The 21,134-nt window shown below is 64.1% G+C and carries 21 protein-coding genes; 6 read left to right on the top strand and 15 right to left on the bottom strand.

All coding sequences use genetic code 11. The features are described from left to right. Nucleotides 1–44: 44 nt before the first annotated feature. The gene (osmF, locus tag DPM35_RS25245; RefSeq protein ID WP_112129923.1) at nucleotides 45–956 is read right to left on the bottom strand and encodes a glycine betaine ABC transporter substrate-binding protein OsmF; all 912 of its coding nucleotides are present in this window, start codon (nucleotides 954–956) and stop codon (nucleotides 45–47) included. 241 nt (nucleotides 957–1,197) lie between these two features. On the opposite strand from osmF, the gene DPM35_RS25240 reads away from it, so the two are divergent. Beyond that, a complete protein-coding gene (locus DPM35_RS25240) occupies nucleotides 1,198–1,770 on the top strand; it encodes an NADPH-dependent FMN reductase (RefSeq protein WP_112129922.1) in 573 nt (190 codons plus the stop codon). A gap of 47 nt (nucleotides 1,771–1,817) precedes the next feature. Here DPM35_RS25240 and DPM35_RS25235 read toward each other — a convergent pair whose 3' ends face one another. The 9 genes from DPM35_RS25235 to DPM35_RS25195 all read right to left on the bottom strand — a co-directional run bounded on the left by DPM35_RS25235 (nucleotide 1,818) and on the right by DPM35_RS25195 (nucleotide 10,475). Next, on the bottom strand, nucleotides 1,818–3,038 hold the full coding sequence (locus DPM35_RS25235) for an MFS transporter (protein ID WP_112129921.1): 1,221 nt from the start codon (nucleotides 3,036–3,038) through the stop codon (nucleotides 1,818–1,820). Next, the gene (gene nusB / locus DPM35_RS25230; RefSeq protein WP_095818388.1) at nucleotides 3,035–3,529 is read right to left on the bottom strand and encodes a transcription antitermination factor NusB; all 495 of its coding nucleotides are present in this window, start codon (nucleotides 3,527–3,529) and stop codon (nucleotides 3,035–3,037) included. Before nusB ends, DPM35_RS25235 begins: the two co-directional genes overlap by 4 nt. Then, complete coding sequence (gene ribH, locus DPM35_RS25225; protein ID WP_112129920.1) at nucleotides 3,526–4,020, bottom strand: 6,7-dimethyl-8-ribityllumazine synthase; 495 nt, start codon at nucleotides 4,018–4,020, stop codon at nucleotides 3,526–3,528. The genes nusB and ribH overlap by 4 nt, the downstream gene beginning before the upstream one ends. A gap of 245 nt (nucleotides 4,021–4,265) precedes the next feature. After that, nucleotides 4,266–4,883 (bottom strand): riboflavin synthase, encoded by a 618-nt coding sequence (locus tag DPM35_RS25220; RefSeq protein ID WP_112129919.1) that lies wholly within the window; start codon nucleotides 4,881–4,883, stop codon nucleotides 4,266–4,268. 61 nt (nucleotides 4,884–4,944) lie between these two features. Further along, nucleotides 4,945–6,072 (bottom strand): bifunctional diaminohydroxyphosphoribosylaminopyrimidine deaminase/5-amino-6-(5-phosphoribosylamino)uracil reductase RibD, encoded by a 1,128-nt coding sequence (gene ribD / locus DPM35_RS25215; protein ID WP_181592132.1) that lies wholly within the window; start codon nucleotides 6,070–6,072, stop codon nucleotides 4,945–4,947. Between the two features lie 2 nt (nucleotides 6,073–6,074). Continuing rightward, complete coding sequence (gene nrdR, locus DPM35_RS25210) at nucleotides 6,075–6,554, bottom strand: transcriptional regulator NrdR (RefSeq protein ID WP_112129917.1); 480 nt, start codon at nucleotides 6,552–6,554, stop codon at nucleotides 6,075–6,077. Between the two features lie 139 nt (nucleotides 6,555–6,693). Further along, nucleotides 6,694–7,284, bottom strand: a complete 591-nt coding sequence (locus DPM35_RS25205) for an invasion associated locus B family protein (RefSeq protein ID WP_112130029.1) — start codon at nucleotides 7,282–7,284, stop codon at nucleotides 6,694–6,696. 111 nt (nucleotides 7,285–7,395) lie between these two features. After that, complete coding sequence (glyA, locus tag DPM35_RS25200) at nucleotides 7,396–8,709, bottom strand: serine hydroxymethyltransferase (RefSeq protein ID WP_112129916.1); 1,314 nt, start codon at nucleotides 8,707–8,709, stop codon at nucleotides 7,396–7,398. Nucleotides 8,710–8,834: 125 nt separating this feature from the next. Then, the gene (locus tag DPM35_RS25195; protein ID WP_112129915.1) at nucleotides 8,835–10,475 is read right to left on the bottom strand and encodes a Na+/H+ antiporter; all 1,641 of its coding nucleotides are present in this window, start codon (nucleotides 10,473–10,475) and stop codon (nucleotides 8,835–8,837) included. A gap of 531 nt (nucleotides 10,476–11,006) precedes the next feature. On the opposite strand from DPM35_RS25195, the gene DPM35_RS33145 reads away from it, so the two are divergent. After that, nucleotides 11,007–11,732, top strand: a complete 726-nt coding sequence (locus DPM35_RS33145; RefSeq protein ID WP_112129914.1) for a helix-turn-helix transcriptional regulator — start codon at nucleotides 11,007–11,009, stop codon at nucleotides 11,730–11,732. Between the two features lie 163 nt (nucleotides 11,733–11,895). Here DPM35_RS33145 and DPM35_RS25185 read toward each other — a convergent pair whose 3' ends face one another. From DPM35_RS25185 to DPM35_RS25170, 4 genes are all read right to left on the bottom strand, one after another. Continuing rightward, nucleotides 11,896–13,149: a L,D-transpeptidase family protein gene (locus tag DPM35_RS25185; protein ID WP_112129913.1), complete on the bottom strand. Its 1,254-nt coding sequence runs from the start codon at nucleotides 13,147–13,149 to the stop codon at nucleotides 11,896–11,898. 486 nt (nucleotides 13,150–13,635) lie between these two features. Then, a complete protein-coding gene (gene ldtR / locus DPM35_RS25180) occupies nucleotides 13,636–14,151 on the bottom strand; it encodes a transcriptional regulator LdtR (RefSeq protein WP_040983294.1) in 516 nt (171 codons plus the stop codon). Nucleotides 14,152–14,402: 251 nt separating this feature from the next. Beyond that, nucleotides 14,403–14,825 carry a DUF6163 family protein gene (locus tag DPM35_RS25175; RefSeq protein ID WP_112129912.1) on the bottom strand — a complete coding sequence of 141 codons (423 nt, stop codon included), beginning with the start codon at nucleotides 14,823–14,825 and terminating at the stop codon, nucleotides 14,403–14,405. After that, a complete protein-coding gene (locus DPM35_RS25170; RefSeq protein ID WP_112129911.1) occupies nucleotides 14,822–15,865 on the bottom strand; it encodes an enoyl-CoA hydratase/isomerase family protein in 1,044 nt (347 codons plus the stop codon). The genes DPM35_RS25175 and DPM35_RS25170 overlap by 4 nt, the downstream gene beginning before the upstream one ends. A 174-nt stretch (nucleotides 15,866–16,039) precedes the next feature. Between DPM35_RS25170 and DPM35_RS25165 the strand changes: the two genes are divergently transcribed. Together DPM35_RS25165 and hemB are read left to right on the top strand one after the other, a co-directional pair. Continuing rightward, the gene (locus tag DPM35_RS25165) at nucleotides 16,040–16,852 is read left to right on the top strand and encodes a DUF2066 domain-containing protein (protein ID WP_112129910.1); all 813 of its coding nucleotides are present in this window, start codon (nucleotides 16,040–16,042) and stop codon (nucleotides 16,850–16,852) included. A gap of 254 nt (nucleotides 16,853–17,106) precedes the next feature. Next, nucleotides 17,107–18,138, top strand: a complete 1,032-nt coding sequence (gene hemB / locus DPM35_RS25160) for a porphobilinogen synthase (RefSeq protein WP_112129909.1) — start codon at nucleotides 17,107–17,109, stop codon at nucleotides 18,136–18,138. 162 nt (nucleotides 18,139–18,300) lie between these two features. Here the strand turns inward: hemB and DPM35_RS25155 are convergent, their stop codons facing one another. After that, nucleotides 18,301–19,005: a glutathione S-transferase family protein gene (locus DPM35_RS25155; protein WP_112129908.1), complete on the bottom strand. Its 705-nt coding sequence runs from the start codon at nucleotides 19,003–19,005 to the stop codon at nucleotides 18,301–18,303. A gap of 108 nt (nucleotides 19,006–19,113) precedes the next feature. Here DPM35_RS25155 and DPM35_RS25150 point away from each other — a divergent pair, with 108 nt between their 5' ends. Next, nucleotides 19,114–20,322: a polyhydroxyalkanoate depolymerase gene (locus DPM35_RS25150; protein WP_112129907.1), complete on the top strand. Its 1,209-nt coding sequence runs from the start codon at nucleotides 19,114–19,116 to the stop codon at nucleotides 20,320–20,322. A 166-nt stretch (nucleotides 20,323–20,488) separates the two neighbouring features. Further along, nucleotides 20,489–21,133, top strand: coding sequence for a dihydrofolate reductase family protein (locus DPM35_RS25145; protein ID WP_112129906.1), 645 nt, complete (start codon nucleotides 20,489–20,491; stop codon nucleotides 21,131–21,133). The last annotated feature ends 1 nt before the right edge of the window (nucleotide 21,134 follow it).

The following is a 21,134-nucleotide window of genomic DNA, read 5'->3' as shown; positions in this document are numbered from 1 at the left end:
CCAATCGAGCCGGCGCGCCGTAAACACGGCGCGCCGAACTCACCTTACTTCAGGAAGCCGTTCTTCTTCAGGAAATCCTCCGCCACGCCCTTGGCGGGCTCGCCGCCCAGTTGCACGCGGCCATTGAGCTCCTGCAGGGTGACGAGATCGAGCTTGGCGAAAACCGGCTTCAGGAGCGCATCGATTTCGGGATGCTGCTTCAGGACTTCTTCGCGGATGATCGGCGCCGGCTGGTAGACGGGCTGCACGCCCTTGTCGTCCTCGAGCACGACGAGGCCGGAGGGCTGGATCCCGCCATCGGTGCCATAGACCATCGCGGCGTTGGCGCCGTTGGTCTGGTTGGCGGCGGCAGCGATGGTTGCCGCGGTGTCGCCGCCGGAGAGCGTGATCAACTGGTCCGGCTTCAAGGTGAAGCCATAGGTCGTCTGGAAGGCCGGAAGCGCCGCCGCCGAATTGACGAACTCGGCGGAAGCCGCCAGCACCACCTTGCCGCCGCCGGCGACATACTTGCCGAAGTCCGTCAGGGTGGCGAGCTTGTTCTCGTCAGCCACTTCCTTGCGCAGCGCGATCGCCCAGGTGTTGTTGGCCGGCGACGGCGACAGCCAGACGATCTTGTTGGCGTCATAATCGAGCTTCTTGGCGGTCTCGTAAGCCTTGGCGGCGTCCTTCCAGACCGGATCGTCGGCCTTCTGGAAGAAGAAGGCGGCATTGCCCGTATATTCTGGATAGATGTCGATCTCGCCGGCGGTGATCGCTTTGCGCACGACAGGGGTCGCGCCGAGCTGGATGCGGTCGGTGGTCTTGATGTTGTTGGCGTTGAGCACGAGCTGGATGATGTTGCCCAGCACGCCGCCCTCGGTGTCGATCTTCGAAGACACCACCACCTGGGCATTCGCCGATGCCGTGGCGATGCCAAGCGCCATCGCCGCGAAAGCGAGCTTTCTAACTGAAAACATTGTGAAAATCCCTTGCTATGAGCCGATCAATCGGTGGTCGCATATGAGCACAGCTTCAACGGCCGGTCGGGGCATACGGTTTCATAACTAGGGGGATACACGCAATAATTTTGTTCGGTCCGGACGAAGGCTATGGCCGCACCCCGACATGGCTATGCCGACCTAAGGTCGGCTGGCGGCCTGCCCTGTTCTGGGGAATATTAGGGAAAGGCGGGTCGGCGGCCAAAACAGGGAGTGTGTCATGGCCAAGCATAAAGTCGGCTACCTCATCGGCAGCCTTGCCAAGGGCTCCATCAACCGCAAGCTTGCGAAGGCCCTCGTGAAACTGGCGCCGCCCGAACTTGAGATGACGGAAATTCCCTTCAAGGACCTGCCGCTCTACAGTTACGACTATGATGCGGACTTCCCGCCGGTCGCCCTGGAGTTCAAGAAGGCCATCGCGTCCGTCCAGGCAGTACTTTTCGTCACGCCGGAATACAACCGCTCGATCCCCGGCGGCCTGAAGAACGCAATCGACTGGGCAAGCCGGCCTTACGGCAAGAACTCTTTCGCCCGCAAACCGACAGCCGTCATCGGAACGTCGCCCGGCGCGATCGCTACAGCCGTCGCCCAGCAGAGCCTGCGCAGCGTGCTCAGCTTCTGCAACGCACCCCAGATGAACTCTCCCGAAGCCTACATCCAGTTTACCCCGGGATTGATCACCGACGACGGCGAGGTGACTGTGGAGTCAACCGAAACATTCCTGCGCAACTACATGGACGAGTTCCACATGTTCATCGCGCGGGTGCTGCAGGTGCTCCCGCCGGATGCATGACGCCGGCCGTTTCGGACTTTGTCGCCGGAGCGGCCTTGGCACCCTCTTCACAGTTTGCGGGGACCCATCATCCTCAACGTGCCGAGCGCGACAAAGCAAAGCGCGACGACCGGGAAGACGACCCAGTTGAGCATCGTCCAGCCCCATGCATTGTAGATCGCGCCTGACATGAGCGAGGAAAACGCGACGGAGCCGAACAGGACAAAGTCGTGGAAACCCTGCACCTTGCTCTTCTCGGAGGGGCGGTAGCTGGTCGCGACCATGGCCGTCGCGCCGATGAAGCCGAAGTTCCAGCCAAGCCCGAGCAGGATCAGCGCCGTCCAGAATTGCCACAGATGCAGCCCGGAAAGCGCCACCGTGGCGCAGCCGATCAGGAGCACGAGGCCAGCGGCCACGATGCGTTCGGCGCCGAAGCGATGGATCAGCGAGCCGGTGAAGAAGCTGGGCCCGAACATGGCCATGACGTGCCAGGAAATGCCGAGCGTCGCGTCGTCTTCCGACAGGCCGCAGCCGACCATGGCGAGCGGCGCGCCGGTCATGACGAAGCTCATCAGCGCGTAGCTGCCGACGGTGCAGAAAAGTGCTGCGACAAAACGCGGCTGGGTGACGATCTCGGCCAGCGGCCGGGCATCGCTTGCAGCGGTTTCGGTGACCGCTTCGGTCCGGGAGGAAACGCGCAGGAACGACAGGACGAGCGCGCCAACCGCCGCAAGCGGCAGGATCGAGGCGAAGGATCCCGCGAACATGACCGGGGCCAGCAGTTCGCGGGTGTAAATGACGATCTGCGGACCGAGGATGGCGGTAATGATGCCGCCCGCCAGAACGAAGGAGATCGCGCGCGCCTTGAATTGAGGCGGCGCGCTGTCGGCGGCCGCGAAGCGGAACTGCTGCACGAAGGCGCCGCCGACGCCGATGACGCAGAGGCCGAACGCGAACAGCCAAAAGCTCTCTTGGAAGAGCGCGAGGGTCGCGATCAGGCCGCCGAGCGCGGTGACCATGGTGCCGGCCATGAAGCCACCGCGATAGCCGAGCCTGCGGATGATGGCGGCGGCCGGCAAGGCTCCGAGCGCCACGCCGAGATTGAATCCGGTGACCGGAGCCGTCGCCAGCGACTTGTCCGGGCCGAGCAGGTATTGACCGGCAAGCGCGCCTAGCGAAATGGCTATCGGAGCGGCCGAACCGACGATCGCTTGCGCGGCGGCAAGCAGCACGGCTGTGCGGCGCCCTTCCCTGCCGGTCCGACCGACCGCGGCCGTTGCGGTCGTCACGAAGCGTCCTTGCCACGCCCCTCGCCGCGAACCCGGCGCGACACGCGATCGAGAACGGCATTCACCAGCTTTGGCTCGTCTTCCTCGTAAAACGCTTTTGCGATGTCGACATATTCTGAGACGATCACGGCCACCGGCACGTCCTCGCGCTTCATCAATTCGTAGACGCCGGCGCGCAGGATGGCGCGCAGCGTCGAATCCAGCCGCGACAGCGGCCAGTCCTCGGTCAGCGCCTGACGGATGACGGGGTCGATGGTCTTCTGGTTCTCGACGACGCCGGTCAGGATGGCACGGAACCATTGCGCGTCGGCTTCGCGGTAGAGCGCGCCATCGACTTCCTTGCCGAGGCGGAAGGTTTCGTATTCGGCCGTGATCTCGAAGACACCGCTGCCGGCCACATCCATCTGATAGAGCGCCTGAACGGCGGCAAGACGGGCGGCGCCGCGCTTGTTGGCGTGGCGTACCGCTCCGGTCGGGGCAGGCTCGGTCACGATTGGGCTCCGAATTTCTCTTTGAGCGCTATCATGGTCAGCGCCGCGCGCGCGGCAAAACCGCCCTTGTCGCCTTCCGTCTTTCGCGCGCGTGTCCATGCCTGCGCGTCGTTCTCGGTAGTCAGGATGCCGTTGCCGATCGCGACCGCCTCCTGCACCGAAAGGTCCATCAGGGCACGGCTCGATTCATTGGCGACGATGTCGAAATGATAGGTATCGCCGCGGATGACGGTACCGAGCGCGACGAAGCCGTCATAATGCGTGCCGCCTTCGGCTGCGCCATCGAGCGCGAAGCATATCACAGCCGGGATTTCCAGCGAACCGGGAACCGTAACGACATCATAAGTGGCGCCGGCCTCGTCGAGCGCGCCGATCGCGCCTTCGAGCAGAGCGTCGGCGAGATCGTCGTGAAAACGCGCTTCGACAATGAGCAGATGCGCCTTCGCCTTCGGGCGAATGAACGCTTTGCCGTGTTGGGATGTGCCAGCCATAAAAATCTCCGGGGGGTTGCCGGTGACTTAGGCCGAAGCCGGGTTGATCGCAAGCGGAAGATGCTGGGCGCGACGTTCTGTGGCCTAGTCAGGCTGGCGCGTTACGCTCTCCGCGCAATTTACGAGGTTCTTGACCCAACCCTCTACCTCCTGGTGCTCGATCACTCGGCCCGCATCGACATCCGCCAACGCGTCAAGAGTCATCTGTCGGCGGTCGGCGGTCTCTTCGGCTCCGGCAGGATCCATCACAGCCCCTCTTTCGCCGCCTCCGCTAGCCGCGCGGCGTAGCGGGCCATGGTGTCGATTTCGATGTTGACGCGGTCGCCGGCCTGGCGTTCGCCCCAGGTGGTGACGCTCAGCGAGTGATGGATGAGAAGCACGTCGAAGCGGGTGCCTTCCACCTTGTTGACGGTGAGCGATGTGCCGTCAAGCGCGACCGAACCCTTGGGCGCGATGAACTTCGCCAGATGGCGCGGCGCTTCCAGCGTGAAGCGCACGGCATCGCCCTCCTCCTTGCGCTCGACGATCTCGGCGGTGCCGTCGACGTGGCCGGAGACGATGTGGCCGCCGAGTTCGTCGCCGATCTTCAGCGCCCGTTCGAGATTGATCCGTGTGCCGGATTTCCAACTCGAAGCGGTGGTCAGCCTCAGCGCTTCCTCCCAGGCCTCGACCTCGAACCAGCGCGCGTTAGAACCATGCTCAGGGAGAGCCGTCACGGTCAGGCAGACGCCGCCGCAGGAAATCGAGGCGCCGATGGCGATGGTTTCAGGATCATAGGCCGTGTCGATGCGCAGGCCGACGCCTTCAGCGAGCGGCTTCACAGCGGCTACCGTGCCAACGTCGGTAACGATGCCAGTAAACATCAGAGAGCGTCTTTCGTTTTGACCATGATTTGATCCAAAAACCGGTTCCCACTTTTTGGGATCATGGTCTTACCCACTCGGCGTAGCTATCCTCGCCGAAGCGCATGTCGCGCAGTTTGCGAAATCCAGCCGGGATATGATCGGCGTCGATCGGCGATGCAATCCCGTCTTCGCCAATGGCGTCCGGCCCCTGGAACAGGACGATACGGTCGACAAGGTCTTCCTCGAGGAAGGCCTTGGCCACCTGGGCGCCGCCTTCGACCAAAACGCTTGCCATGCCGAGCGCGGCAAGGTCTTCCAGCAATTCCGGCAAAGCGACGACGCCGTCATGGGTTTCGGTGCCGATGAAGCGCACGCCGGCGCGTTCAAGCGCGGCCCGCCGATGCGGGTCAGCTTCCAGGCATGCGGCGACATAGAGCGGCACGCGGTCGACGCCGGAGACCAGCTTGGATGTCTCCGGCAACCGGATCTGCCGATCAAGGACAATGCGCGCCGGCGAGCGGTTCTCCAGCCCCGGCAGGCGCACGGTCAGCGCTGGGTCGTCCTCAAGCGCCGTGCCGATGCCGACCAGGATGGCGTCGGACTCGGCGCGCATCAGATAGACGTCGCGCCGCGCGATCTCGCCGGTGATGGCGACCTGGCCGGCGCCCTTGCGGCCGATCTTGCCGTCGCTCGAAAGTGCAAGCTTCAGAGTTACTTCCGGGCGCTTCTTCAGAGAACGAGTGAGATAGCCGGCCATCTGCTCCGCGGCTTCGGCTGCCAGCACCTTCTCCACCACCTCGACACCTGCGGCGCGCAGGATGGCGTAGCCCTTGCCGGAGACGCGCGGGTCGGGATCGCTGGCAGCACCAACGACGCGCGCTACACCGGCATTGACCAGCGCGTTGGCGCAAGGCGGCGTGCGGCCGTGATGGGCACAAGGCTCCAGGGTAACGTAAGCTGTGGCGCCACGCGCGAGCTCGCCGGCCTCGGCCAGCGCCTCGGTCTCGGCATGCGGACGGCCTCCGACGGCCGTGACGCCGGTGCCGACGATCATCGGGCCCATGCCGTCGTCACGCACAATGATCGTGCCGACGGAGGGGTTGGTCGAGGTGCGGCCGGCATTGCGGCGCGACAGCCTGATGGCCGCAGCCATGAAACGGCGATCAAGGGCCGCCTGCGCGGCCTCATTCAATGGGGATCCGGCCATGATCAGTCGGCGTCCTCTTCGGCTTTTTCCTCGTCGCCCTTCAATTCGCCCAGCAGTTCGTGGAAATCCTTGGCTTCGCGGAAATTGCGATAGACCGAGGCGAAGCGGACATAAGCGACGTCATCCAGAGATTTCAGCGCCTCCATGACCAGCCGGCCGACCTCGCCTGAAGCGACCTCGGTTTCGCCGGAGCTTTCGAGCTGGCGCACGATGCCGGTGACGGCGCGGTCGATGCGCTCGGGGTCGACATTGCGCTTGCGCACGGCGATCTCGACGGAGCGCAGCAGCTTGTCGCGGTCGAAGGGCACCTTGCGGCCGGACTTCTTGATGACGACGAGGTCGCGCAGTTGGACGCGCTCGAAGGTGGTGAAGCGGCCGCCGCAATCGGGGCACACCCGCCGCCTGCGGATCGCCGCGCCATCCTCGGCGGGACGCGAATCCTTCACCTGCGTATCTTCGGACTGGCAATAGGGACAGCGCATAGGAAGCTTTCGGTTGGCGATTCTCGGGATGCCGCAGGCTTAATGTGTTTTGCCGACACGGCAAAGCGCTGAGCCTTCGTATCAGAGATAGCGAGGCGCAAGCATAATTGCCAGCGTCCTGCCCCGGCGGCTGGCAGGCTCAGGGCGCGACGTCCTTGGTCGAGAAACCGCAGGACGTGCCGAGATTGCGATAGGCCTTGGTGAAGCCATCCATCGGGATGCTTGTGACCTTCTGTTTGCCGAAGGTCACATCGAGCGAGGTAACCTTGCGCATGGCGCGCAGCAAAGCGAGGCTGGTCTTGGCCTGGTTGTCGACCATCCAGTTGGGACGGCCGCCCGCGGCCGCGTTGGAACTTACGGTCGCGGCCACCTTCACGCCCGGATCACCGAAAGTGGCGGCGATCTTGTCGCCCGTCGGCAGGGTCTTGTTGTCTATGATGAACATGATGGCCGGATAGGCGTCCGGCGGTAGCGCGTCGCCGGTCGAGATCGACAGCGTCAGGGACCCGGCATTGCCGTCGCCATCGACGAAAGCCGTCGAGGCGGCGCAGGTCTTGTGCGCATCCTGCCCGCTATCGAGCGTATCGATGATGGTGGTCCACCTGCCGAAGGTATTGGTGACCGGCATGTCGGAGGCAGACTGCGTCTGCTCCTGCGCGACTGCGCCGGACAGGGCGAAAACGGTCAGCGAGCCCGACAGGGCCAGGGCGGCAAGATGGAAAGTGCGCATCATCAGTTCTCCAGTAAGCCGCGCCGCCCGATCAAGGAGCGGCGCGAAGCGCGTGGATAAAAGATGACGCGCGGCGCCCGGTCAACCGAGGGCGGGCAGCCGGAAGAATGATCAACCGAGGTAGGGGTAGAGCGGGAAGCGGTCGGTCAGCGCCGTGACCTTGGCCTTCACCGCGGCCTCGACGGCCGCGTTGCCTTCGTCGGAATTCGCCACCTTCAGCCCGTCCAGCACCTCGGCGATCAATTTGCCGATCTCGCGGAATTCGGCCTGGCCGAAGCCGCGCGTGGTGCCGGCCGGCGTGCCGAGACGCACGCCCGAGGTCACGAACGGCTTTTCCGGATCGAACGGGATGCCGTTTTTATTGCACGTGATGTTGGCGCGGCCGAGCGCTGCCTCCGCGCGCTTGCCGGTGGCGTTCTTCGGCCGCAGGTCGACCAGCATCAAATGGTTGTCGGTGCCACCCGAGACGATGTCGAGCCCGGTCTCCTGCAGGCTGGACGCCAGCGCCTTGGCGTTGGCGACGATGCTTTCGGCATAGGTCTTGAAGCTTGGCTTCAGCGCCTCACCGAGCGCCACCGCCTTGGCGGCGATGACATGCATCAGCGGACCGCCCTGCAAGCCCGGGAACACCGCCGAATTCATCTTCTTGGCGATTTCCTCGTCGTTGCACAGGATCATGCCGCCGCGCGGACCGCGCAACGACTTGTGCGTCGTGGTGGTCACGACATGGGCATAAGGCAGCGGCGACGGATGCACGCCGCCGGCAACGAGGCCGGCGATATGCGCCATGTCGACCATGAGATAAGCGCCGATCGAATCGGCGATCTCGCGAAAACGCTTCCAGTCCCAGATGCGCGAATAGGCGGTGCCGCCGGCCAGGATCAGCTTCGGCTTGGTCTCATGCGCGGTCTTCTCGATCGCGTCCATGTCGAGCAGATGATCGTCCTTGCGCACGCCGTAAGAGACGACCTTGAACCACTTGCCGCTCATGTTGACCGGCGAGCCGTGGGTGAGGTGGCCGCCCGAATTGAGGTCGAGGCCCATGAAGGTGTCGCCGGGCTGGAGCAGCGCCAGGAACACCGCCTGGTTCATCTGGCTGCCCGAATTCGGCTGGACGTTGGCGAAGTTGCAGCCGAACAGTTTTTTGGCGCGCTCGATGGCCAGCTCCTCGGCCACGTCGACGAACTGGCAGCCGCCATAGTAGCGCTTGCCCGGATAGCCCTCGGCATATTTGTTGGTCATGATCGAGCCCTGCGCTTCGAGCACGGCGCGCGACACGATGTTTTCCGACGCGATCAGCTCGATCTCATGGCGCTGGCGGCCAAGCTCGTTGCGGATGGCGCCGAAGATTTCCGGATCGGCATCGGCAAGCGTGGTCTCGAAAAAGGACTCGAATGTGCTGGAGGATGCCGCTGCATTTGACATGGCTTGCTTTCCCTTGGGGCCGGAGGTCTGCGAGGTCGCCGCGCATTAACACAGTTGTTTTCGGGCCGCCACGTTTGCGGCGCGAAATTTGCTGGCCGGTTTGCGCCAAGACAGCGCATCCGGTTCTAATCCCGCGGCTCACGGCCCTTCAGGATCGCTTCGGAGAAGGTGATCTCGGTAAACAGCTTGCGCGCGGTGTGGTCATTGATGTCGCCGCGGCGAAGCATCGCCTGCAGCTCGGCGCGCTCGGCCTCGATGCCGGCAAGCCTGAGTTCCAGTTCGATGCGGCCGGATTCGCGCGCCTCGGCGCGCGCTTCGTCGGCGCCGTCGGAGAGCGAGATGCGCCGCCGGTAGATGGAGGCGACGCTCTCGGCGATGGCGAGCTTCATCTCAGCCGCCTCCCCTTCACTGCCGTCGCTGGCCAGGCCTTCGATCCTGGCGATGGCCGCGTTGGCCGCGCCGACCCGGGCCCTGCGCTCTTCGGCCGCGCCCGGATGCTCGCCCGGTTCGACGAGACCGCGCGCGACCGCCGGCAAGGCAAGGCTGGCAATCGCCAGCGAGCAGATGATGACGCCGGCGGCGAGGAAGATCACGAGATCGCGGGCTGGGAACGGCGAGCCGTCCTGCAAGGTGAGTGGCAGCGACAGGATGCCGGCCAGCGTGACAGCACCGCGCACGCCGGCGATCGAGCCGGCGAGCCTGACGCGAAAGCCAAAGGGTTCGGCCTTGCGCTTGCCGAACCGGGCGGCAAGCACGGCGCCGATGTCGCCGATCCAGATCCAGACGAAGCGCAGGCCGATCAGGCAGAGCGTGAGCAACAACACGGTCAGCGCCGGCTCGAAAAGCCAGTGCCGGGTGGTCAGTTCCGGCGGCACGCGGCGGATGATGCCGGGCAGTTGCAGGCCGAGCAGGATGAAGAGCGAGCCGTTGAACATGAAGATCAGCATCGACCAGAGCGAAATCGTCTGGATGCGCGCCGACACCGCCATGTGGCGGACGATGCCGGAATATCCGGTCAAAAGCCCGGCCGTCACCGCCGCCAGGATGCCTGATGCGCCCAAATGTTCGGCGATCAGATAGGCCACGAAGGGCAGCAGCACCATGACCAATACCTGCGCTTCGGCCGGTGTGCTGGTGACGCGGCTGAGGATCTGCAACGACTTGGCGGCGATGAACAACGCCGCGATGCCGGCCAAGATGCCGATCGCCACGGCGAGGAGGAAGCTCATGGAAGCCGCGGCGAACGAAAAGCTGCCGGTCAGTGCCGCCGCCACCGTGAACCGGAACATCACCAGGCCGGAAGCGTCGTTGAGCAGCGACTCGCCTTCCAATATGTGCATCAGCCGCGCCGGGACGAGATTGCGGTCGACGATCGAGGATACGGCGACCGCATCGGTCGGCGACAGCACGGCGGCCAAAGCGAAGGCGACAACCAGCGGAATGCTCGGCACGAGCCAGTGCAAGGCGTAACCGAAACCGACGATGGTGAAGAAGACCAGTCCGATGGCGAGGTCGAGGATCGGGCCGCGCAGCGCCATCAGCTCACGCTTCGGTGCCGAAAAGGCGTCGCCGAACAGCAGCGGCGGAATGAACACCAGGAGAAAAAGTTCCGGATCGATCTCGACATGCAGGCCGCCCGCAGGCCAGGCAAGGGCGGCGCCTATCGCGATCTGCAGCACCGGCAGCGGCACGCGCACCAGCCGCACCAACGCGCCGGACAGCGTGACGAAGGCGAGCACGACGAGGATAAAGACGGCGACGTCCATGGCGCGATTCCGACGATTCGACCGACCATGGGCAATTGGATGCGCGCCGTCCAGCAACGCCTTTCCGATCGGGCGAGGAATGTAGATTCGAAGCGGCCGTAGAAGATTTGCTGAAGATGCGCCCCGACGGCCCAACCCGCTCTTTTCGCCCCGGCCGCAGCGTTTGGTCGAGAGCGTTCCCATGTCGGGGCGCATCCGGCGGCGGCTCGCGATATCCGGAGCGCCACGCAAATTCAAAAAAACCGGCCGGCACCCGGCGTCAGCGCAAGGCTGCTAAGGGGCACCGGGTAGCCGGCCGCCACGCCAAGGCCCTGGAATTGGCGTGACAAATGCACAAGAGGACGCCGGGTCCGCACCCTTCCGCCGGAAGCGCGCGGCTGACTGGCGCGCCGCATCTTTCCTGATACGCGAGGGGTCAACTCCATCAACCCCTCGAAAGCGCCGGGTTGACAAGCGAAGCGCCTCTGCCCTTGCGGCACGGAACGGCCCGTGCAACCCTGCGTTTCGGGTGGGTTGAAACTGGGGCGAGCGATGCTGTCACGATTGATGACGCATGTGGAGGCGGCGTATGCGGCGCCTAGGGCCGAAGACGCCAGCTTGGCCTTCTTCGCGGCAATGCAAGATTTCGGCGCCTCCTATCTGCAGACAAGGCTCTACCGCCGGCCGGCGGCGACCCTGACTTCGGCCAGCCATTGGGCGGCCGGCGGCTTCATCACCAGGCTGGCACCAAGCGACTGGCCGGGCAGTCCGGCCTTCAACTATGTCTGCTTCGAATGCAATCCGCTGCTGGGGGCGATCCGCGAGAGCCGCACGAGCTACCGCTTCAGCGATTTCGCGCCGCACGACAATGCGCGATACGGCGCCTATTGGGAGGCTCTGAGCGAGGCGAATATCGGCGATGCGCTCTGCGCCACCTCCTACGGGGCGGATGGCGTGATCGCCTCGCTGCATCTCGGCTTTCTCAGGCGGGAGTTCGCGCCAGACGAGCGTTTCGCCATCCATATGGCGGGCCTTGCTCTGACGGAAAGGCTGATGAGCCTGACCTCGCCGCCGCCAACCACCGTTGTCAGGCTAACGCGGCGCGAACGCGACAGCCTGGCGCTGGTTGCCGAAGGCAAGACCGACTGGGAGATCTCGGTGATCCTCGGCATCGCCGAAGCCACGGTGCGTTTCCATGTCGACAATGCCAGGCGCAAGCTCGGCGCCGTGAACCGCGCGCAAGCGGTGGCGCGGCTGGTGAACCAGCGGCTTATCTAAAGCAATTCCAGGAAAAAGTGTCAGCGGTTTTCCGTAGGAATTGCGTCAAACAAGGAGATAACGCGCTCCGCAGTTTCCGTGAAACGGTGAAACGCTTTACACAGCATTTCCCAACAAAAAGGCCGCTACGAAAGCGGCCTCTTTTTCGTTCAAGATCAGATGTTTACTGAGCAGAGCTGATCTGCAGCTCTTGGGCGCCGTCGAGGCCATAGATGTCGTCGCGGAACTGCACGACGCCCGGCGCGGTCGACCATGCCGACAGATAGAGGAAGTGGACTGGCACCGGATTGACGACCTGGATCGGCGTATTCTCGCCGGTCTTGATCGCCGCCTCGAAATGCTGGCGGTCCCAGCCGGGCGTGTCGCGCAGGATCCAGGTGACGAGGTCGCGCACATTCTGGACGCGCACGCAGCCGGAGGAATCGAAGCGCATCAGCTTGCCGAACAGGCTCTGCTGCGGAGTGTCGTGCATGTAGACGCCGTCCGGGCTCGGGAAGTTGATCTTGACCGAGGCCATGGCGTTGTTGTTGCCCGGATCCTGACGGAAGCGGTATTTCGCGGCATCATCCGTCGACCAGTCGATGGTCATCGGATCGACCTCGCTGCCGTCCGGCGCGAAAAGGCGGATGTGGCTGTCCTTGAGGTAGTTCGGATCCTTCCGCATCAGCGGAATGATATCCTTGCGCACGATCGAGACCGGCGCGTTCCAGTACGGGTTGACGATGATCTCATTGATCTTGGAGTTCACGATCGGCGTCTGGCGATCGATCTTGCCGACGATTGCCGTGTGGCGAAGCACCACGCGGTCGTTCTCGACCGCTTCGATCTGCGCGCCCGGAATGTCGACCAGCACGTAACGGCTGCCGAGCGTTCCGGCCTTCTCCTTCAGGCGCTGGAGGTTGGTCTGCAGCTGGCCGAGGCGGATCTGCGCCGACACGTTCATGGCGGCGTAGGTGTACTTGCCCATGGCGCCGTCGGCCGGCAGGCCGTGGCGGAGCTGGAAGCGTTTGACCGCGGCGTCCACGTAGGAATCGAAAGCCGTCGAGATGCCGGCGCTCTGCGGCAGGTCGCCCGAGACCATCAGGCGCTTGCGCAGCGGCACGACATCCGGATCGTCGTCGCCGAGTTGCAGTTTCTTGGTCGCCGGAACCTGTTCCCAGCCACCTTGGGTGACGATGTTCTGGTACTGCGCAACGGCCTGCTCGGTGAAGGCCACCGTCTGCTGGCTGAAGATCGGCAGCGTCGAGGCGACCTTGTTGGTGTCGTTGGTGCGGGCGTCGAACTGGTCGTCCCAGTTGCCGCGCGTCGAGGATTTCAGGATGTCGCCGACCACATCCTGTGCGCTTGCCTGGCCGGCGACCATGGCGGCGGCGAGCACGGAGGCTCCGGTAAGGAAGAAACGGCGGCTGGTTCTCATGGCAGACATTCTTGCTTAATCGCTCTCGCTCAATTCGCTTGCCGGGCGGCTTTGTCCGCACTCTAGGGTCGGCAAACTTAACAATTCGCCAACCATGACCCCGCTCCACGGCTGCCAGAAACGCGCTGCCGCCACGCCGGTTCTAAGGAGCGCGGGGCATAGGCCCGCAGCATCACCCACCTTCCGCATTGCCCGCGATTATGGCGGCAACGTGGCCTTGGCCCGCGATTTGCTTGCGGCGGCGAGATGAAAGAAATGGGGGCGATGCTTTTTTGCATCGCAGCGACGCCAGCGCGCCTTTACGAAGTCTGCGCCCCTCCCCGTCAGGCACAGAACTTCAACGCGCGCGGAGCTACGGTCAAATTCCCGTGGCTGGCGCCTTCGCAAAAAAGAAAAGAAAGGGACCGGCGCTTCGGCGCACCGGCCCCATATTCTTCCTCCGGCCGCGCTTCTTCGGCGCGGCTTCCCTGTCCCAATTCGTAGCGCTTACATCCGGTAAGCGATCGTGTCGTTCCAGAAGCGGTCGAGGCGCTGCAGCGCGCGGTTCATCTGCTTGAACTCGTCGGTGTTGATGCCGCCGACCGCCTCGATCGAGCCGACATGCCGTTCGTAGAGGCCGGCGACGACGTCGGCCACCTCGTTGCCCTTCGGCGTCAGCGAAACTCGCACCGAGCGGCGGTCGATGCGAGAGCGCTGGTGGTTGATGAAGCCCAGGTCGACCAGCTTCTTCAGATTGTAGGAGACGTTCGAGCCGAGATAGTAGCCGCGCGAGCGCAGCTCGCCGGCGGTCAGCTCGGAATTGCCGATGTTGAAGAGCAGCAGCGCCTGGATGGCGTTGATGTCGGAACGGCCGTTGCGGTCGAACTCGTCCTTGATCACGTCAAGCAGACGGCGGTGCAGACGCTCCACCAGCTGCAGCGATTCCATGTACAGCGAGCGGATAGCCTCGCGGCGATCGTCGGATACGTTTGCGGTCTTCGCCGCCGGACGCGAATTGATCATTGTCTTTGCCTCTCGTTTGTCGCCTTGGTGATTTTTTGTTTTTCACCTTGATCGCGACACTATCGAATACTCATAAAATTCGACTTAAACGCCAGGGCTAACAAGAGCTTACCGGTAAGAGGTTTCGGAAGACGCTTAACGATCGGTCACCCGAGCAAGAACAATTAACCTAAAGATTTAGCCAATGGATTTTGGGCGGAACGAGGCCGCAAAATCGGCCCTGGACAGGCAGGGCACGATGCCGCGTCGGCCTATTGGCGGAGCTGGCGCTTCTGCAGCCAGATGGTGACGCGAAAGACGATGTAGAGCAAGGCCACGCAGGCATGCGAGATCACGATCAGCAGCCGGTGGCCGAAGAGGTTCGGGAAGCCGGCATACATCACCGTCTCCGTCACCGCGCAGATGAACCAAATCACCGGCCCCCAGGATGCCAGCATCCAAAGCCCCGCCGCGGCGAAGGGGAAAAAGACGGCAAGCGTGGCCGCCGCCACCTGCCAGTGCACCGGCATCAGATCGAAGCGCCACAATTCGCCCGGATAGATACCGATCAGGCGGATCCAGTAGAGAATGCCGAACAAGAGGCAGTAGCCGGCGATGACGCGCTGGAACCAGGCGAAGATGACCTCGGTGGTCGAGGGCTGCAGCACCACGCGCCTGGAGGTGACTTCGCTCACAGGGCGAGCTCCCTGTCTCCGAGCGGCGCGAAATAGGCGTCGATGTCGGCGGCGCTGACCTCGCTCAGGGTCGCCGGGCGCCACTCGGGTGTCGACCCCTTGTCGATGATGGCGGCGCGGATGCCTTCGTAGAAATCGTGGCCGGCAAGCATGCGGTTGAGGATGCGGAACTCCATCTTCATGCATTCGTCCATCGACAGCGTCGATCCCGCGCTGATCTGGCGCCAGGCGACGTTGAGGCTGGTCGGCGAGCGGGTCTTCAGCGTCGCCAGGGTCTTTGCGGCAAAAGCATCGTCGGCCCCTGCCCGCTCCAGACTGTCGATGATGCCGGCGAGCGAGCTCTGCGAGAAATGGCGCGCGATCGCCTCCAGGTCCTGCCGCTCGGTCTCGCGTTTCGCGGGCACGAAGAAATCGCGCAGCTCCGCATTGGCGTCGCCGCTCGTCGCCAGCTCGTCGAGCAGGCCCGCCTGGTCCTCGGCCTTGATGGTATGGGTGGCGAGACCCGACCACAGCGCGTCGCCATAGCGGATGCGGTTTCCGGTCAGCCCGAGATACATGCCGAACGAGCCGCCCAGGTCCGGCAGCAAATGGCTGCCGCCGACATCGGGGAAGAAGCCGATGCCGACCTCGGGCATGGCGAACTGCGCGTTCTCGGTCAGCAGGCGATGCGAGCCGTGAAAAGAGATGCCGACGCCGCCGCCCATGACGATGCCGTCGATCAGCGCGACATAGGGTTTCTTGAAGCGCGCGATGCGGGCGTTCAACCGATACTCGTCGGCGAAGAAATCGACAGGCGGCTTGCCGGCGCGGCCGGCCTCATAGATGTGCAGGATATCGCCGCCGGCGGAAAATGCCCTGCCCTCGGCCTTGACCACGACGACGCCGACGCCCGGATCCTGTTCCCAGGCGTCGAGCGCCTTGCCGAGCGCCTTGACCATGTTGTGCGTCACGGCGTTGAGCGCCTTCGGCCGGGTCAATGTGACCACGCCCGCTCTGCCCAGCCGCTCGAAGCGGATCTCGTCGCCTCCGCCAAAATCCATCACCAGAGAATCCCTCTCTCCGCCCGCGGGGGAGAGAAGTGCTAAAGGCGGCATGGAGACGCGTCAATGGTGGCGGTCCCGGGGCAGCGCTCCTTGCGCTGGCGGGCGGCCGCGTCAGATGTTAGGTAACCGGCAAAGCACTGTGCCCGCCCGACCGGTTTCGAGCAGATCGACATGCCTGGGATTTTCCGCTTCGTGGTTGGATTGGCCGGTCTCCTGTGCCTGGGGGCGCCCGTCCGTGCCGCGACAATCGCAGAGCTTTACCAGGCGCAAACGATCGTCACCGGCACCGGAGACGTGAACCGGCAGATCGGCTTCAAGGATTGCCTCGACAAGGTGCTGATCAAGGTCTCGGGCGACCAGCGGCTGACGCAGAAGCCGGAGATGCTGGCGCTGCGCGAGAAGGCGCCCGATTTCGTCCAGTCCTTCCGCTACCACGACCGGCTCGAGGGAATTCCGATCCATGACGAGCAAGGCACGCATGACCGGCCGCACGATCTGACCTGCCTCTACAAGCCGGCTGTCGTCGACAGACTGCTCGCGCAGCTCGGCAGCAGGCCCTGGCCCGGCGAGCGGCCGGCGATCGCCGTCTTCATGACCGCCGAGCAGGGCGCGCGGCATTTCCTGCTGACGCAAGACGAGCAGAGCGGCGACGCGATGCGCGAATCCTTCGCCAATGCCGCCGGTCCGCTGCTGATGCCCGTCACCTTTCCAAAGGCTGGGCAGCTTGGCGGGCTCGATGAGAAGGCGCTTTCCGGAGCGGACATTGCAAAGCTCGACAGATTGGCGAAGAAAGCGGGCGCGGCCCGGGCGCTCGCCGGCAGCATCGTGTGGAGCGACAAGGAACTCGGCTGGATCGCCGACTGGCGGCTGGCCGATCGCGGCAAGACCTATCGCTGGCAGGTGCGCGGCGTCAGCTTCGACGAGGCGTTTCGGGTGGCGATGAGGGGCGCGGCGCAGATCCTGTCGGGCCACGGGCAGCCGTGACGGCATTTCCTCGCCCCACGAAGTGGGGAGAGGTGGCTCGGCCAAGCCGAGACGGAGAGGGGAACGCCGGTTGCATCGGTAAAGGCTCTCATATTGGAAGACTCTCTGCCCTACGAAGGCCCCCTCTCCGTCCGCTTCGCGGACACCTCTCCCCCGCGTTGCGGGGGCGAGGAAACTGGGCTGGCACAATCGTGTCGCATTGGTCAGCGGCTGAGACGCGTGGTAAAAGCCGGGCGCAAAAGAGAGTTTCGGCGATGAACAAATTCACCCCCGCAAAGCCTGCCGGCGCGCGCAGCGTCGACGAGATCACCGGCAGCCGGCGGCTCAGGCGCATGCGCAAGGCCGACTGGTCGCGCCGTCTGGTGCAGGAGAACCAGCTTTCGGTGAACGACCTGATCTGGCCGATCTTCGTCATCGACGGCAAGAACATACGCGAGCCGATCGCCGCCATGCCGGACGTCTATCGCCTGTCCATCGACCTCGCGGTCAAGGAAGCGGAGCGCGCCGCCAAGCTCGGCATTCCGGCGATCGCCACGTTCCCCAATGTTGAGCTTGCGCTGCGCGACCAGACCGGCTCGCATATCCTCGACCCAGACAATGTCATCAACCGCGCGACGCGCGCCATCAAGGACGCGGTGCCGGAGATCGGCATCATCACCGATGCCGCGCTCGACCCCTTCACCAGCCACGGCCATGACGGCATTTTGCGCGACGGCATCATCGTCAATGACGAGACGGTGGAACAGGTCGCCGCGGCGGCTGTCATCCAGGCCGCAGCCGGCGCCGACATCATCGCACCGTCCGACATGATGGACGGCCGCATCGGCGCCATCCGCGACGCGCTCGATGCCAACGGCTTCCAGGACGTGGCGATCATGTCCTATGCGACGAAGTTCGCCTCGGCTTTCTACGGCCCCTACCGCGAAGCGGTCGGCACGGCCGGCCTGCTCAAGGGCGACAAGAAGACCTATTACATCGACCACGCCAATTCCGACGAGGCGGTGCGCGAAGCCGAGCAGGACCTTGCCGAGGGCGCCGACATGCTGATGGTGAAGCCCGGCCTGCCCTATCTCGACATCATCCGCCGGCTGAAGGACGAGCTGCAAATGCCGACCTTCGCCTATCAGGTGTCGGGCGAATATTCGATGATCAAGGCAGCCGCCGCCAATGGCTGGATCGACGGCGAGAAGGCGATGCTGGAATCGCTGCTTTCGCTGAAGCGCGCCGGCTGCGACGGCGTGCTGACCTATTTCGCGCCGACCGTGGCGCAGATGCTGAAGGGCTAACGCAAATTCCAGGAAAAGTGTGAGCGGTTAGGCTCGGCGACTTCGCCACAGCCGTCCGTCCGGAATTACATCAAAACCGAGAGATAGAGCGGTTCGCCATTTCCGTGAAACGGTGAAACGCTCCAGGCTGCCGAACCGGCAAGCGGCGCCGCCGACCAGCCGTCAGAACTCCACGTCGAGCTCGACGATCTCTTCTGGTTCGGCGAGCGCTCCTTGCGTCCATTCCCGCATCAGCGGCCAGGCGAAAACCGTCTCGCAGAAGGCGGCGAGCGGCGCTTCGAGGTCAACCGCGTAGGTGCGGAAGCGGGTGCTGACCGGAGCATACATGGCGTCGGCCATGGTGGGCCATGCCCCGAACAGCCACGGTCCACCATAGGTCGCCAGGCATTCCGACCAGATCGCCTTGATCCGCTCCACATCGGGCCGCGCGCCGGAGAAGATCTTGAAGCTCTTGTGCCTCGCCTTGAGGTTCATCGGCAGTGCCGAGCGCAGATTGTGGAAGCCCGAATGCATTTCGCCCGACACCGCGCGGCAATGGGCACGCGCCACCCGCTCGGCCGGCAGCAGGCCGGCGCGCGGCATCGTCTCAGCAAGGTATTCGGCGATGGCCAGCGTATCCCATACGGTGACGCCGTCATGCGTCAGCCGCGGCACCAACACCGATGGCGACAGGAGCAGCAATTCCTGCCGCTGCTCCGGATCATCGATGTCGACGCGCTTCTCCTCGAACTCCAAACCGGCCATGCGGCACAGCAGCCAGCCGCGCAGAGACCAGGACGAGTAGTTCTTCGACGAGATCGTCAATGTCGCCTTCGTCGCGCTTTCCGGCTTCGCCGCAACCACCTTCGCCTTCCCCGCCTTGGCCATGTCGTGGAACCTCCAAGCCTTTCGCCGGCAACAATCCTCTCGCAATGCAAAATAAATTGCACTAGCTTTTTTGCACTGCACGATGGGCTGTCAGCGGAACGAGGCGCAATGCTTTACCAGGCCTACCAGCTCCAGGACGACCTCATAGCTCCGGCGCGCATGCTTGCTGAACTGATGGGCTCGGGGACGGGCGGGATGGCGCTCGGCGACGCCGCCAAAAGGCGCATCGCGGCCGGGCTGGAGATGATCGCCCGTTTCAGACTGACCCATACGCGCCCGGATTTCGGCATCGGGACTGTCAGGATCGGTAACCGCGAGGTGCCGGTCGCCGTAGAAACGGTGCTCGCCCTGCCCTTCGGCAAGCTGCTGCGTTTTGCCAAGGACATCGACGCCCGCCAGCCGAAGGTCATGGTGGTCGCGCCCCTGTCGGGACATTTCTCGACGCTGCTGCGCGGCACGGTGGAGACGCTGCTCGCCGACCACGAGGTCTATGTCACCGACTGGGCCAATGCCCGCGACGTGCCGCTTTCGGCCGGCAGCTTCGGCGTGGACGACTATGTCGACTACCTCATCCGTTTTCTGGAGGCGATCGGCCCGGGGGCGCATATACTGGCGGTCTGCCAGCCTTGCGTCCAGGCGCTCGCCGCCGTCGCCATCATGTCCGAGGACAGGCATCCAGCGACGCCGCGCTCGATGACGCTGATGGCGGGGCCGATCGACCCGCGCGAAAGCCCGACCGAGGTCAACGAATTCGCCGTCAGCAAGTCGCTGGCCTGGTTCCAGAGCTACGTCATCTCTCATGTGCCCCTCCGCCACCCGGGCGGCGGGCGGCGGGTGTATCCGGGCTTCCTGCAGCTTGCCGCCTTTATGGCTATGAACAGCGACCGCCATGTCACGGCGCATCGCAAGCTCCATGAGCATCTGGCGGCCGGCGAGACCGCCGAAGCCGACAAGATCAAGACTTTCTACGACGAGTATTTCGCGGTGCTCGACCTCACCGAGGAATTCTATCTCGAGACCATCGACCGGGTGTTCCAGAAGGCGGAGCTTGCTACAGGCGCGTTCACCTTCCGCGGCAGCAAGGTCGATCCCGGCGCGATCCGCAACACGGCGCTGCTCACCGTCGAGGGCGGACGCGACGACATATGCGCGCTGGGCCAGACCTCGGCGGCGCATGATCTGTGCCGCTCGCTGCGCCCACATCTGAAGCGGCATCACCTGCAGGCCAATGTCGGCCATTACGGCGTCTTCAACGGCAAGCGCTGGGAACGCGAAATCTATCCCGTGGTGCGCAACCTCATCCTGGCGATGGAATAGCCGGACGAGCGAACCGGCGCCGTGGCCGCCCGCTTCCTCGAGTCAAATCCGTAAACCGGGGATCATGCCGTCGAGCGCGATGCCGCTGCCCATCCGCTTGCAATTCGCAATCGGTCAAGCTATCAGTTGACCACTTGCAAATCACAACTGGGTCAAGAGGCCAACGATGTCCAAGCTGCGCGTCAACGCTTTCACCTTGTCGCTGGACGGTTACGGCGCCGGTCCCGATCAGAGCCTCGCCAACCCGCTCGGCGTGGGCGGCGAAAACCTGCACAAATGGATGACCAAGACCCGCTCGTTTTACCAGATGATCGGCAAGGAAGGCGGGACAACGGATACCGATGACGACTTTGCCGTGCGCAGCTTCGAGAATGTCGGCGCCTGGATCCTCGGCCGCAACATGTTCGCGCCGAGCCGCGGCCCATGGCCGGATGATAACTGGAAAGGCTGGTGGGGCCCCAACCCGCCCTACCACGTGCCGACCTTTATCTTGACGCATCACAAGCGCGCGCCGATCGAGATGGAAGGCGGGACGACGTTCTATTTCGTCACCGACGGTATCCACTCGGCGCTCGAACAGGCGAAGGCGGCCGCGGGCGGCAGGGATGTGCGTGTCGGCGGCGGCGTCTCGACCATCCGGCAGTATCTTCAGGAGAGCTTGATCGACGAGATGCATCTGGCTGTCTCGCCGCTCCTGCTCGGCTCGGGCGAGCATCTGTTCGCCGGTCTCGACATGCTGAAGCTGGGATACCGCTGCACCGGCCAGGTGGCGACCGCTGATGCGACGCATGTGATGATCGGGCGGGTGTGAT

The sequence above is a fragment of the Mesorhizobium atlanticum genome (genome assembly GCF_003289965.1).
In the GTDB taxonomy this organism is placed as follows: Bacteria; Pseudomonadota; Alphaproteobacteria; order Rhizobiales; family Rhizobiaceae; genus Mesorhizobium; species Mesorhizobium atlanticum.
Note: the sequence above shows the minus strand (reverse complement) of the source record. Positions and strands in the feature narration are given on the sequence as shown.